The sequence below is a fragment of the Pseudomonas sp. 43mfcvi1.1 genome, assembly GCF_900115935.1.
GTDB lineage: Bacteria > Pseudomonadota > Gammaproteobacteria > Pseudomonadales > Pseudomonadaceae > Aquipseudomonas > Aquipseudomonas bijieensis.
This window is the reverse complement of record NZ_UETT01000009.1, coordinates 137,817-151,195: the sequence shown is the minus strand read 5'-3', so window position 1 is coordinate 151,195 and position 13,379 is coordinate 137,817. Positions and strand designations below refer to the sequence as shown.

At 52.6% G+C, this 13,379-nt stretch carries 14 protein-coding genes and 2 pseudogenes; 6 read left to right on the top strand and 10 right to left on the bottom strand.

The features are described 5' to 3' along the window. Positions 1-7: 7 nt before the first annotated feature. A complete protein-coding gene (locus tag DTP52_RS18410) occupies positions 8-847 on the bottom strand; it encodes an FRG domain-containing protein (RefSeq protein ID WP_109754628.1) in 840 nt (279 codons plus the stop codon). A gap of 391 nt (positions 848-1,238) precedes the next feature. Here DTP52_RS18410 and DTP52_RS18405 point away from each other — a divergent pair, with 391 nt between their 5' ends. Beyond that, the gene (locus DTP52_RS18405; RefSeq protein ID WP_109754627.1) at positions 1,239-1,667 is read left to right on the top strand and encodes a DUF2628 domain-containing protein; all 429 of its coding nucleotides are present in this window, start codon (positions 1,239-1,241) and stop codon (positions 1,665-1,667) included. 99 nt (positions 1,668-1,766) lie between these two features. On the opposite strand, the gene DTP52_RS31210 is transcribed toward DTP52_RS18405, so the two are convergent. Continuing rightward, positions 1,767-1,919: a hypothetical protein gene (locus tag DTP52_RS31210; protein ID WP_162893850.1), complete on the bottom strand. Its 153-nt coding sequence runs from the start codon at positions 1,917-1,919 to the stop codon at positions 1,767-1,769. 148 nt (positions 1,920-2,067) lie between these two features. Here DTP52_RS31210 and DTP52_RS18400 point away from each other — a divergent pair. Then, a pseudogene (locus DTP52_RS18400) lies at positions 2,068-2,671 on the top strand (APH(3') family aminoglycoside O-phosphotransferase); the annotation flags it as partial. A 707-nt stretch (positions 2,672-3,378) separates the two neighbouring features. Next, positions 3,379-4,362 (top strand): hypothetical protein, encoded by a 984-nt coding sequence (locus tag DTP52_RS18390; RefSeq protein ID WP_109754626.1) that lies wholly within the window; start codon positions 3,379-3,381, stop codon positions 4,360-4,362. Positions 4,363-4,586: 224 nt separating this feature from the next. On the opposite strand, the gene DTP52_RS18385 is transcribed toward DTP52_RS18390, so the two are convergent. Further along, positions 4,587-5,042 carry a PACE efflux transporter gene (locus DTP52_RS18385; protein ID WP_109754625.1) on the bottom strand — a complete coding sequence of 152 codons (456 nt, stop codon included), beginning with the start codon at positions 5,040-5,042 and terminating at the stop codon, positions 4,587-4,589. Positions 5,043-5,148: 106 nt separating this feature from the next. Here DTP52_RS18385 and DTP52_RS18380 point away from each other — a divergent pair, with 106 nt between their 5' ends. Beyond that, a complete protein-coding gene (locus DTP52_RS18380) occupies positions 5,149-6,033 on the top strand; it encodes a LysR substrate-binding domain-containing protein (protein ID WP_109754624.1) in 885 nt (294 codons plus the stop codon). A 141-nt stretch (positions 6,034-6,174) separates the two neighbouring features. Here DTP52_RS18380 and DTP52_RS18375 read toward each other — a convergent pair whose 3' ends face one another. Continuing rightward, positions 6,175-7,329, bottom strand: a complete 1,155-nt coding sequence (locus DTP52_RS18375) for an alpha/beta hydrolase (protein WP_109754623.1) — start codon at positions 7,327-7,329, stop codon at positions 6,175-6,177. 284 nt (positions 7,330-7,613) lie between these two features. Here DTP52_RS18375 and DTP52_RS18370 point away from each other — a divergent pair, with 284 nt between their 5' ends. Further along, positions 7,614-8,471 (top strand): AraC family transcriptional regulator, encoded by an 858-nt coding sequence (locus DTP52_RS18370; RefSeq protein ID WP_109754622.1) that lies wholly within the window; start codon positions 7,614-7,616, stop codon positions 8,469-8,471. A 29-nt stretch (positions 8,472-8,500) separates the two neighbouring features. Continuing rightward, on the top strand, positions 8,501-8,716 hold the full coding sequence (locus DTP52_RS18365; RefSeq protein ID WP_109754621.1) for a DUF6434 domain-containing protein: 216 nt from the start codon (positions 8,501-8,503) through the stop codon (positions 8,714-8,716). Between the two features lie 105 nt (positions 8,717-8,821). On the opposite strand, the pseudogene DTP52_RS31365 reads toward DTP52_RS18365, so the two are convergent. The 6 genes and pseudogenes from DTP52_RS31365 to DTP52_RS18330 all read right to left on the bottom strand — a co-directional run. Next, a pseudogene (locus DTP52_RS31365) lies at positions 8,822-9,085 on the bottom strand (hypothetical protein); the annotation flags it as partial. Positions 9,086-9,103: 18 nt separating this feature from the next. Continuing rightward, on the bottom strand, positions 9,104-9,610 hold the full coding sequence (locus tag DTP52_RS18355; protein WP_109754620.1) for an AAA family ATPase: 507 nt from the start codon (positions 9,608-9,610) through the stop codon (positions 9,104-9,106). A 373-nt stretch (positions 9,611-9,983) separates the two neighbouring features. Continuing rightward, a complete protein-coding gene (locus tag DTP52_RS18350) occupies positions 9,984-10,421 on the bottom strand; it encodes a hypothetical protein (RefSeq protein ID WP_109754619.1) in 438 nt (145 codons plus the stop codon). A 194-nt stretch (positions 10,422-10,615) separates the two neighbouring features. Further along, positions 10,616-10,816: a hypothetical protein gene (locus DTP52_RS18345; RefSeq protein ID WP_109754737.1), complete on the bottom strand. Its 201-nt coding sequence runs from the start codon at positions 10,814-10,816 to the stop codon at positions 10,616-10,618. A gap of 96 nt (positions 10,817-10,912) precedes the next feature. After that, positions 10,913-11,458 carry a DUF4410 domain-containing protein gene (locus DTP52_RS18340; protein WP_109754618.1) on the bottom strand — a complete coding sequence of 182 codons (546 nt, stop codon included), beginning with the start codon at positions 11,456-11,458 and terminating at the stop codon, positions 10,913-10,915. Between the two features lie 492 nt (positions 11,459-11,950). Further along, positions 11,951-12,709 carry a hypothetical protein gene (locus DTP52_RS18330; RefSeq protein ID WP_109754616.1) on the bottom strand — a complete coding sequence of 253 codons (759 nt, stop codon included), beginning with the start codon at positions 12,707-12,709 and terminating at the stop codon, positions 11,951-11,953. Between the last annotated feature and the right edge of the window lie 670 nt (positions 12,710-13,379).

Sequence of the window (13,379 nt, the reverse complement as noted above, 5' to 3'; positions counted from 1 at the left end):
CCGAGCCTTAGAGATTGCGCGTGGCAAAACCGCCAAAACAGGAAAACGTCAAATCCTTGCACAACCCTTCCAGGTCGCCATAAACGAGTTTTGAACCGACGTTCATCAGCAACAGCTCGGAAAACAGCGTTGCCACACTCTGTTTCTTTATGATGATTTTGTGCGCCTCAGACGCTGGAAAACTGTCCTCCACCTCATAGCCGATGCTAAACAACCCGCTTTGAGACCTGAGCCGGTCATTCATATAGTTCGGTGTGTAAAAACAGAACCCGTCTTCACGAGCATCGGGGACGTTCGAAAAAACGTCTTCCGGCAAGGCGTTGGTTTCCACCCAAGTATGGTCACCTCCTTGTCCGCGAGGTGTCACCACATACACCGCCGCGTCATTTTCAACGACCCCAACCCTGTTATCCGTATCGACAGGAATCGTATCGTTTTCATTGTAGTCAGCCATCAAGCCAACACTTTCAATCAGAGGAATCCGTTTGTACCTCACGCCGTCCAGGGCGAAAAAAAGCGCAACCAAGGGCGACAACGACCAATCCAGTAAGCGAGTGGGCATGCCGTAGTGCTGCGCAAGCGCGAGCACATCCCAATCATTGTGGGAGGACAGTTGATGATAGGCGTGACGTTCGGCGTTGAATTTTCTGAAGGCCTTGGTGGCCCTGGAGATCAAATCCCCTGACCTGGTTTTGGGGCTGCGGGCCAGAGAAGTCATTAATCCCCAGTTCGCATTGCCTTGGCCTCGATAAACCGAGCCGTGGACCGTACCGGATTCTTTATTGAGTTTCTTAACTGCGTCGATGTACTCAGTCAGACTCGACACAACAACCGTGGTTTTATACACAACACTTCACTCCCTGAATAAAAGTCCACCACTCACCTGCCAAAGGTAAACAGTCGTAAAGCTCGCGCCAAACGCGTACCTTGCCCCCTTTCCCTATTCAAAACGGCGTCATTCAACCCGAAACAGCATCAAATTGCCACCGCACCATAAGTGGAATGTCGTGAGCGCTCTTGAAAGACAAATAGAGTGAAACGCGTCACAGACCAGGCGACCGCTCAAGTGGCCAGTGCGGAATGTTCCACACCAATGGCCATAAAACGGCAAAATAGACACCCCAGGCGACTCACTCGAGCCCTTCGTCAAAGATCAAAGCAATCAATGCTCTAGAAACAGAGCACAGGATTTCTTGGAAGAAAGAAAAATTACTCATGGAAAGCAGGAGCCTTGAAAAATGAGCACAACTGAACAAGTACAAAGCACGGGTAAATACAGCGCCAAGTGGCAGGAACGCTTTGACTTCTTTGACACTTACGGCGCTCCAAACGACCCGCGCTACAAGGAAGCCGTCAAGACGCTGCCAGGCGTCAAGAAGAAAATCCTGATCAACGCCAACGTGATTGCGTTTTTCTTCGGCCCTATCTACCTGTTCGTCTTGGGTCTCTGGAAGAAAAACCTCGCCCTGCTGGGTATTTTCCTGGCGATCAACATCGCATTGAGCGTGATTTTCGCAATCCTCGGCATGGAGTTTCCCCGGCCGTTGAGTACAGGCCTGAGCATCGCCCTGTCGATGATGTACGCACTCATGGCCAACTACGCCTACTACCTCAAAGAAGTGAAAGGCGAGCAAGGCTGGAACCCGTTCAAAGGCATGCGTCTCTGATTGCAGGCTTGGGTCATCAAGAGCCCGCACCTCATCATGAGTGTGCGGGCTTGTTGTTTCTGAGGGCTAAATTCTTGGGGGGGCAGCATCAGCCGATGCTCAACTGCCCGGATGACCGGAATGTTGTTTTTTTACATCACTTTTGGCCTTCCGCTCAAAATAGGCATGAACAAACCACAGTGCCAGGGCAAACCCAGCAAAGCCAAAAATGAAGAGCAGCACCTCTATTGCAGTACCTTCATGAGAAAACATTGTGTTCACCTCATCCTTAAGTGAATTGATCAAAAATCGCCACGCTTAAAATTTCTCGTAACAATCCAAACATTTTCAGGGTAGTCGCCAGCAATCTGCGTGGCAACCCTGTTCATCAAGACGGAACCTGCCAGAGCGCTAAGCAAGGGCAAGGCTGCGTTGGCTGGCCTCTACCGGCCCCCCCTTGTACCCATGTCCTTGATGAAGCCTACGAAACAGATCGGGACTGGCTGTTGTTAAGCGCAATGCCGGGGGTTGACCTGCTATCGGCTCCCATCGACGAGGCGGCCAAGGTCAACGTCATGGCCGACGCCCTGCGCCAACTCCATCAACTCGACCCGGCCGATTGCCCCTTCGACCATAGCGCCAGCCATCGCATTGCCAAGGCCCGAGCCCGATTGGAAGCCGGGCTTGTCGATCAGGAGGAATTGGACGAAGAGCACCGGGGACTCGCCCTCGCCCTACTCTTTGAAAGGTTGCTAAACCGCCAACCAGCCGAACACGATCTCGTCGTGACCCACGGCGACGCGTGCCGGCCCAATATCATCGTCGATAACGATCGTTTTACGGGTTTCATTGATTGCGGTCGGCGGGGCGTCGCGGATCGATATCAGGACCTGGCGCTGGCAACTCGGGACATTGCCGAGGAGTTCGGAGAACAATGGGTAGCGCCGTTTCTGCGGCGATACGCAGTGCTCGAAGCCGATCAGGATCGAATTTATTTTTATCGGCTTCTGGATGAGTTCTTCTAGCACCGGCACCTGGTTATGACTGACGATCAGCAACAACCAGGCGCAATATCACATCGATCACAAAGGGCGGGCAGCGGCACTACTGTCCTCAGAAACAACGACTCGAACGTCAGTCACAGCCCGATGGCGCCAGACCTTTATCAAGGCGCTGCCTCCAGGCGTCATGCGGCCGATGATGGCCGTGACCTCGGAAGGACTGTTCACAGCCGCGCCAGCGATCTCCAAAATGACATCCCCCGCCAAGAGCCCCATTTTCTCTGTATCGGCGCTTGCCTCCGGCCCAAACACCAGACCCCCTTTCTCGGACGGTAAACCAAAGCTCTTCACAACAGCAGGCGTAACCGAGCCGATGTGGGCCCCGAGATGCCCAGCAGCAACAGGCATGGGAGCCGCAATACTTTTGGCAGATATCGGCGCTGGAGCGGACGTTGTGGGAAAACAGGACTTGGAGCAATGTGTCTGTCCAATCCTTCATCGTGCTCTTAGGCAAGAGGATCAGACCACCGATAAATTCCGGGGCGACTTGCGCGTCGACACCTTCCCAATCCGAGCAAAGTGTTAAGTAGGCGATACATATCTGTCAGCATTTTAAACACTCGCACCAATAACTCCTTAAACCCCTTGAAAAGAATGGCAGCACACAGAAGCCCGACTACTCTGAGCCTTAGCGACACCCCCCCAAAAAAAACAATGCAAAGGAGCAGCAGATGAAAACACTACCGTTGATAATGGCTGTATTACTCTTAAGTGGCTGCAATGCAAACTGGAACAGCATCTATAGAACTCATGACTTCCAGCTCCCTCAAATAGCCAAAGAAAGGCAGAAATCCGTATTTATAGATATTAACCAAAGAGCAATTATAAGCGGTAACGACACCATTTGTGCGGAACCGAGCCCTGATGCAATGCAAGCCTATGCGGCTCAACTCGCTGCGTCCGGCACTCTGAGTGATAGAGCCCAGGCGGAATTGGCAGCCGCGGTACAAACTTCGGCAGCCTACATTGGCGTCAGGTCAAAGAATATTCAACTCTTCAGAGATGAGTTCTATAGACTCTGCGAAGCTCGCATGAACGACACGCTCGATGATGCACAATATAATTTTTTCCTGGCAAGACTCCAGCGTTACTCGGTGGCATTGGCAGCCGTGGAAGAACTGAACCAGGGTGCAATTGCTCCGGCTGTGTATCTATCGTCCTCCGGCAGCGCGTCAGTCGCAGGATTAGCAGCCCAGCGGCAGGAGTTGACCGCCGTTCAGAGTGAGCTGGCGACTGCAAAAAAAGCGGTGACCGATACATCTTCTGACGCAGCCAAAGCGAAGGTAGCTGAATTAACCGGAAAAGAAGCAGAGCTCAAGAAGGCCATCGATGAGAACAAAAACAATTCAGTCAGTGGTAAAACTTCAGGGCAAATTGGAACACCCGTAAATGGTACGTCTCAGATAACGGCTGACGCCACTCAAAAAATCATCACAGCGGTCCTGACGACCAACGACCTCCCCTATATGTGCCTGGAGCGCTTGAACGAATATGCCAAACGAAACATGAGCCTGGATGAAAGTGACTCATGGTCTCAACTTCCCGACGGACGTATTATTTCCAAAGGCGGACGCCCGCTGAATGACGCCGACAGAGTCATCGTTTCATATTGCAAATCCATACTTCAAACAGCCGGAGCTAATGCACAATTCTGAGAGTTTGAGAGAAAGGGATATACACACAAGAACTTCGGGGGCTCCAGTGTGCCCCCGCATTCCTTAAGTTAGCGTTTAATCGCCCAAGACAACAAATCAGTGTTGCCCCAGCCATTGCATTGGCCGCCCTCTGAAATGAAAGTAAAGGAATGACACCCTCCTCAAAAAAGTAAAGGAACAGCCCATAGCGGATCCTGGTGCACTCAAGCTTTTGAGCAACTAATTCAAGAGGCTTTGGCGTTAGACACCGAACCCTGATCGGCCTGCGCCGAAAGCGGAATATCAAACACTCGATCAAACACCCATTGAAAAACCAGCGAGTAAAAAAAGAAAAACACGAACAACCCCAGGTTGGTCACCAGCGCCAGCCACAGGCTGATACCCAACCACGCGCCAATCACCGGAGTCAGGATCAGCGTCAAGCCGCCTTCAAATCCCAGGGAATGGAGCAGTCGTCGCAGCCAGTTGCGATGGCGGCTGCGCTGGCGACGCTCCCACCACTCGAACAGGCCATTGAAAAGCATGTTCCAGGCCAGCGCGACTGCGGAAATCACCAGCGACAGCAGGGTTGAATAACCCATGCCCTGACTGTAGGTCAGCGCCAGCGCCGGTGCCACGAACAGCACACCGCCGGCTTCGTAAAGGATGGCCTGAAGGATTTTACGGGGCGTGCCTTGCATCGCTGGGCTCCTGGGTGGGGATGGGAGACCACAGCCTGGCCAATTGAACGCGCGCGCACAATTGAGCTAAATTGAGCCACGCTCAGCCTGAGTAACCTACCCGCCCATGTTCGCCAAACTGCCCCTCACCGCCTTGCGCGGCTTCGAGTCCGCCGCACGGCTGGGCAGCTTCAAGGCAGCGGCCCAGGAACTGAATGTCAGCCCGGCGGCAATCTCCCATCAGGTCAAAAACCTTGAAGCCTTCCTTGGCGTGCGACTGTTCGAACGCTCCAGCCAAAGCGTACGCCTGAGCGCCGACGGCGAGCGCCTTCAGCCTTTCATGCACCGTGCCCTGCTTGATATCCAACATGGCCTGCAGGTGCTGTCGCCGCCTTGTGCTGCCCAGTCCTTGGTGGTGAGCACAACGCCGGCATTCGCCAGCCTTTGGCTGATACCGCGGCTCGGGGATTTTCATCGGTTATATCCGGAGATCGACGTCAGGCTGCATACCAGCAACGACGTGGTCGACCTGCAGCGTGACGCCAGCATCGACCTGGCGATCCGCGCCCTGTTCATGCCTGACCCACAGCTGTTCGAACAGCCTTTGCTGGACGAGTACTTTGGCGTTTATTGCCGCCCCGGCTGGCAACCACCCGTAGCAGGCTCGCCCATCGAGCTGATCGACGTGCCGTGGCTGAGTAGCGCGAGCGTAGCCGTCGACTGGCCTGCCTGGTGCGCCAAGGCTGGCACTCTGGGTTGGCTCGATAACGCACGATTCCGGCGTTATGACGAGGAACAACATGCGCTGCAGGCGGCGATTGCCGGGCACGGGCTGGTGCTTGCCAGCAATGTGTTGGTTGCTGAGGCTGTTGCGCGTGGGGAACTGGTTGATCATCGCCCTGAGGTTCGTTTGGCGGGTGCGCGGTATACGGTGGTGTGTGTGCCGGGGCGGGAGCGGCAGGCGGCGGTGCGGGGGTTTAGTGAGTGGTTGTTGGGGCGGAGTATTGGTTGAATTAGTTCTGCCTACGTCCCGACGAATCGGGACGCTTGCAGCGTCGGGTGCGTTGTTAGCCAGTGGTTTAGACTCTGCGAGTTTAGGCATTATGACTTCCTAATCATCGTGTCTGCCCACGCTTCCCAGACCCCAAAACCACTACGGCTGTAGAAAAAAATACTTGTAAGGTGGCACAACGATAAAGCCTTTTCTTTTGTTAGCTCTCAAATTACTCCCGATCATATCATGCATATCCACTAGCACACGCGCCGAACTACCATAGTTTGAATGCCCAAGAAGATCATCAACACCTCCCGCACGAGTTATATCAACGGAGTCAATTCCGGGAAAGAAAAAGCCTTCAGAGCCACTAAAGCCAAGCATTCCTCGATCAGCAAGATAGGTACTAGAAGAAACTTTGAGCGCCTTATCCTCTGACGACATATAGATTGTCGCGCGGCCAAACCTACTAAACGCGGCCTTATATTTTAGAATAAACGTCTCCCTGGGAAAGTCGGGTGCAGCCAGTATGATATTACCCAGTTTCTTATCAAATAGTTTTGGATGAGTAGAGTAGAGTCTAGCCAGTGCAGGAATAACTACTTTTGACCCCATGCTATGAGCCAGGACATGAACTCTCTTTCCCTGCGTAGAAGCCACCAGCTTTAACATGAATTTTTCGAAGTCATCAACAGAGTCCAACGCCCTACCAAAATCACGATTGTATTTTAACGGATCCCCAATAGAAGGCCAACTGAACACCACCGGTTGCAAATCAGGATTAATATCATAAGAAACTTGAGCTGCACGCTTCACAGCGTCTTCAAATTTCACATTAAAGCCATGTACGAAAAGCAATACATCACCGTTTTCAAAACCTTTCGCTGACTTGAACTGCTTAAAAAAGTCAGCCTCAGTCAACGTTAGCGACCTGTCACTAAGCAAGGTGATAATTGGATCATCCTGCTCATCCACGACTCCAAACCTCATTAACATCTTAAATGCAGGGCTATGTGAATCTTTAAAGCTTCCTACATCCCGTTTAAAAGGAATCAGAACGGTCTCCTGACCATAAGACAGGGGGTCACCGGACACATTCAACTCAGGTAATAGACTGCCATCCGGCGCTTTTCTTCTATTTGTCGCATAGCTGACCTTCACTGGCGCAAAAACTTCAGCCCTGTATTCCGGCGTGGGATAAGGTAACTGCTCAGAACTGGAAGTTGGAGCCGGATACGAAACTGAAGATGTACACCCGGCAAAAAATACGCTGAATGATAGAAGCCAGATACCACCCAACAAAGAAAATTTCATTATTTTTCCATCCTTTGATTTTATTTAACGCGAGCACCAAAACAGAAAGCAATCCACATTTTTTCAGTAAAAAGACCGTCTACCTGAAACCTCACAAAAACAAATAGCATCAATCTGCCATTAGTCAAGGAATTTAGCGACTAATATTTTCCAAGACTTGGGTCACGGTGCGGATGCGGTAATCGGCGGTTTCAAAAAGGAGTCTAAAGCAGAAACCGCAAGAACGATCAAATCCTGTCCCCATCCATTTGATAACGTTGCTTCAGCACTCATGGAGATTCGTCATGCTGAGTATTGAGAGGGCCCTGTGGTACATCGAGCTGGAGCTGGAATCCCAACTCGATCTAGGATGTGTCGCGCGCCATTGCAACATGTCTCCTTTTGCCTTGGCCCGTTTGTTTGCGTTGTCGACGGGCTGGTCGGTGATGCGTTACGTCCGCGCACGGCGTTTGAGCCAAGCGGCATTGACCTTGCGTCGAGGTGCGCCGGATATCCTGCAAGTAGCGCTGGATGCTGGCTACGGCTCCCATGAAGCCTTTACACGCGCCTTCTGCGATCTGTTTGGGTTCACTCCAAAGCAAGTGCGTGGGCACGAGGATGAACATCTCTCGCTGGTGGAGCCTTTACGTATGAAAGAAAGGAAGCTCATAACACTCTCTGAACCTCGCTTTGAAACTAGAGCAGAGTTTTTCATCGCGGGTCTGGGGGATCGTTTTACCTTCGATAAGAACGAAGGCATCGTCGGCTTGTGGCAAGCGTTCTCCCCCTACCTGGGACAGGTACCCAATCAGGTAAACAACGGGAGCTATGGCCTGTGCTGTAACCCTGAACTGGATGGTAGTTTTGAGTACATTGCCAGCACCGAGGTGTCCTGCGTCGAAGGTCTTCCTCCGGCTTTTCGGTATTTCAGGGTGCCGCAGCAAAACTATGTCGTGTTTCGGCACCAAGGCCATATCTCGACGATCCATCAGACGTTCTTCACCATTTTCAATCACTGGTTGCCTGAATCCGAATATGAGCTTGCCGACGCGCCTGAGTTCGAACAGTACAGTCCTGATTTCGAACCCTCCCGAGGGAAGGGTTACGTGGACGTGTGGATACCGCTTGCAAGACGCCAAACATCCCATGCAATAAATGTATAAGTCAGACCACTAAGCATGGAGCCCGCCCCATGAGTTTTAATTGGCACAGTGATCAGCTCACAAGAAATACGACAATCTGCAAGAATTATCGAAACACCCAAAACGTCCGCAGATTCATGGTGGAGCACTGCGGCGCGGACTTTAAATTTGATCGAGGCTTTATGGCCTGGATACGTAATGGCGTACCTAAAACGCTCGGCGAAGCCGTCGATGAGTGGCAGCAGCGCAATCGCGATACCCACTGAACGTCCCACGGGCATCAGGCCAAACACTCTGGATGTCCAAATGGGCGCCCATGTGTGCGGCAGGATTAGAATCGGGCGACTATAAGTTAAGTCGCCCGTCTTCATTTCCGCCGCCTGCGCCCGCAGTCGTCTTCCAATCACATCCATGACATCACAACCATCGCGTAACGATGTGGCCAGCAATTTACAAAAATCAGTCAGCACCACAGTGTCTTAGCCGATGTCCGAGCGAAACGCGATATTTTTCAAGACTTGGGTCACAGTGCGAATGTGGTAATCAGCGGTTTCGAAAAGGACGTCTAGAGGTGCTTCGGTGTCGATGAGCAGGGTTGCGGGGATGCAGTCGATTGCGTAGGAGTTTTCGCCGATGGCCCTGGCGCGCCGACGTTACTCACTGGACAGAAATCGGTCGATGATCATCGCGACCGCTTGCACTGGAGAGACCAGGGCTGTGTCTACGCAAAACGTAGCTTCATCCCACGGCTCATATTCGTGATCCAGTACTGACTGCCAGGTGGGTGGCGTCAGCCCGGGAATATCAACCATCCTTGTTTCGACCCGGCGCCGATGCTCATCTTTATCGGAGCAAATCACTTGGATGTTTGCCAATCGACTACTCGCCTGCGAGGCGATTTCGCTCCACGCGATTCGGCTTTCAAGAACGGGATTGACACAATCAACGATGACTGTGCGGCCCAAACGAAGATTACTCCGCGCAAGCTCATTGGCGACCATGTAACCACTGCGCCCCACATCTTGTGCAAGAGCGCCCGAGTTTCGAATCGCCTGCTCAATCGTATCGATCCGCAGGTACACGGCGCCTGTTGTAGCGGCGAGATCATTGGCGATAGTCGTTTTTCCGGTGCCGGGAAGGCCGCTGAAGACGATGAGCATTCCATGTCCTTCGATTAGTGGGCTAATCCAGTGTAGGCAGCAGCCGGTTATGCGGCAGCGATTGCTCGATCTCACCCGTTCGTCACGTCGACAGCGGGATCAACATTTTCGTTAATGAAACCAGGGACACCACGATTTTAAACCCGTACTGAACGCAATCTTTCACATCCCTTTCACAGCCAAGCGCCTATGGTCATCTCAGCTCCTAGTGAAACTCTTTTAGCCCGGCCTCCCCAGTCGGGCTTTTCTTTGCGCGCCAAAGGTACGCCGACGCTTAGAAACCGGCGACAATCCGCGATTTTGAGTTTATCTGTAATCCGCCCGTCCCATAATCGTGGTTTGTCCCCGTTTTCCCCGTCCCGTTCCCCCTGGGCTAGAGCACTGCCACTTCCAGCTTTGGCCAGTTAAATTTGTAGTTAAGAGGAGGCAGCTCGAAATGCTGGGCCAAATAGAGGGCTAACATTTCCCCTTCTTTTGCATAGGCGGCTGTCTTATCGAGAGTCGGACACCAGCTAACCCAGAGTGTGTCCAAAGGGAAAACGGTTTCGAAGGAGGCGTAATTAAACCGCCAGCCCGCCATATGCCCTGAGACTCCGGGATTCCTTGCGCAGCGCACAAACGCAGCAAGACGCCGCCGTAAATTGTCCGATTCGCCAATAGTCAAGATGCCGTGCTCGTCGGAACCGACAGCTCGGCCAATCTCGTGGTCTGCACAGATTATGTAGGCGCCGGGTGCCTCCGGTGCATTGAGGAAATGCTCAGTCAGCCTAAGCCACTCTGGTTCCCAGCCTTGCCAATTATCGATTTTCATCGCCTACCTCCATTGCTAAGTGGCAGAACGATATCGCGGCTTCCATGGGCTTGATGAAACGCCAACAGACTGGCCAGGCATCCACCAGGACAAAAGCCCAGTGGCCGGAGGGGATGAAACTGGGGACAGCCTACGATTCAAGTCCCTTGCAATCGCCCGTTTCATATCGTGTCTGTCCCATTTTCCTTCGCGCCTCAATGAAGAACCCTGCGGCTCTCCCCAATTCTGATCCTATCGAGCGCCCTGTTTAAAGCATCCAAGGCATCGAGCAGGGCTTTAGCCTCAGCCTCTCGACCATCGCCCCAGAGGCGTTCAGCCATCTTGTTCAGTGCCTGGATAGAGCGCTCAATGTCAGCAGCCGTCGCTGCTTTGTTTTCCTGATGTTTCTTTGGCATTGATTCACCCTTCCTCAGGGCGTGCTTCATCAGCTTCAAGAAAAAACTGGGATCACCACCCGCCCCGCTCAACCAACACTAGTTAGCCAGGATCGATTACTTAGCTTTTGCGCTCTTGATATCACTGATGATTTTCTGAGAAATAGCCTGGACCTGCTCTTGAGTCATAGCCGACATGACACCTTCCCAAGCCGACGAGGACGTGTCATAGGTGCGAGTTCCAATCAGGTGACCCGATTTCAAGTCCGAGTAGTCTGCACTGGAATTGACCCACGCGTTTCCCACCATGACCCCGGCTCCGTAGCGCGCGCCAGGGGTCAGGTAACGGAAATTGGTCACGTTGATCTTGATACCGACCCCGTCCTTGCCGTCGTGGCTTGATGCCTGAGCCTCTGTAAGGCTGTAGCCGGCGCGAGTCGCTTCGACCTGTAGAGCGTCATTCCATTCCTGCTTTAAACGGGGCCAGTCCTCGTTTTGTTGAACCTTGCCATTGCCTTGAAAGCTTACAACCAGATTCTGTTTGGCTGACTCCTGGATGATGAGCGTTTCAGTCCCGCCGCTTTTTACAGAGGCAGCGCATCCGCTCAGCATCAAAACAGCAACAGCGCAGGACAGCGCAATCGAAAGCTTGGATGTGTTCATTGAATTTCCATATCCACAAAATCGGTTGAGAAAGGCGTTGAATATCCCCGCCGAGCCAAATGGGCCCACACGCTGGACGCGCAGAATTTAGCACCATTACTTCGCTACTACGAGCCGGGGTGGAAGTCAGAACGACTGGGACAGGCCACGATATTGCGTACATTAATTTAGCGGTCTCAAAAATCGCGGTTTGTCCCTTCTCCCCGCTGCGAATCAGCCCTTAGACAGATGCCTATGGGCAGGTAATAGCTTTTCGAGACTGCTTCTTGGTCCACAAAAGACGACCGTTGATTCTTCCATCAGTCCATGACTCGGTAACCAGAGCGCAATGGCCGCTCTGGTTCTCAACAAACGTCCTTGGATAACCTTCAGGCTCTTCTCCACCCAGACGCATCCAATTTGGATCTGGCGAGCTCACTGATTGATAAGGCATGCAGGCTACCAGTGCGGCCAGCGAGAGAGCCAAAACTACCTTTTTCATTTAAGTCCCAATCAATTGACGAGTGTCCGGGCAAAACGCGGAGTATAGATTGACTGGATGCTTTCCCAGCGCGAGCTACGACGGGGACTTGCTGCAAGTGCCGCTATGGAACCCACCTCAATCGGCGGAAACCAGAAAGCTGGGGACAGACCGAGATTTGAGTTCACGTGTAATCGGACCGCCTCATAATCGTGGTCTGCCTGTGTTTTCCTCGCATCCGTAGCCCGCAAGACCATTGTCGCGAGCGACGATGAGGAAATCGGGACAGACTTCGATTTGAACTCATGATCACTTTCTAACCCACTGTAAGGCCGCCCTGGCGATGCTCGCTCCCGGCGGGCTCGGCTCGTGAAGAAGGCACGGAAACGGCGCCAAGGGTTTAAATTGGACCAAGCCATATCCAAGCGTGCCTGCACCATCTCATTCTTCGCCTGAACGATCTGCCCTGCCAAACTTAGCGCCCTCCTTTTGAACTCCCTGTGAAGCGCCTGCTCCTCGGTCTCGTTTCCCAGTGGCTTAACCTTCATCTCGGAAAATGTGAAAAGCGTTTTATCGCTGAGCACACAAAACGTGCCGCGACATTTTTGTATTTCACCCTGAAAGACAAAATCGACCGAAATGAACGCACGTTCGTCCATGTCTATGTAGTACAGCGACTCACCCAGGAGATTTCGAACTTTTCCGTCCTGATAAATCCGGCCCAAGGGCGCCCCGTCGCTGCCATTGCCTTTGAAGACCAGGTAACGGCCGTTCGTGTAGTTGTACGGCATTAACGGTCCTCATTTCGAATAGACATCGGCGCACATGCTGCTCGTCGAGCTGCTGACGCGAGCTCTAAAGATAATTATCTTCTGGTATGACGCGTCGTGTTTAGTCCTTGAAAAGTACATTGCACCGGGCGCACCACCCTTCAGCTGCGCTCCGGTTCATTGGAAAACGGAGGAGAGGATGGCTTGTATCGGCAACCGTCAAAACCAGTGAGAATCCTATGAATCTACGCCGAATCTCGTCGGCTGGAACGCTCATGCCCGCCCCATCGACTATTTGAAGAACCCCGCCCGACACCCTGCTGTCAATCCGTTGCCACTCACACTGCCATCCTGTTACCCACGTGAAGTCTCGAATTTGATAGTCGCCGGTGGTGCTTTGGCATTGAGCGAGCTTCTTGTTGGAGAGGTCAAAGACAAGAAAATGGGGGCTGGGATAGCCGAGCAGTTGAGTATCGTCAAGGCTCAGACCTTCCTTTAGGTTGATGGATGCTACAAGTGCTTTTGCTCGTCTCTTGCGCCGTATCAAATGCCATATGGCGAGGCAAAAAATAGAAACAGAAGCCAGGAAGAGCTGACGTCCTTCGACTGTAAGCTTACCGGACGAAAACTCTATCATGCCCCACAAGAGTCCTATCGTCGCAAGCCCCGACAACCATGCGGCGGGGATCAC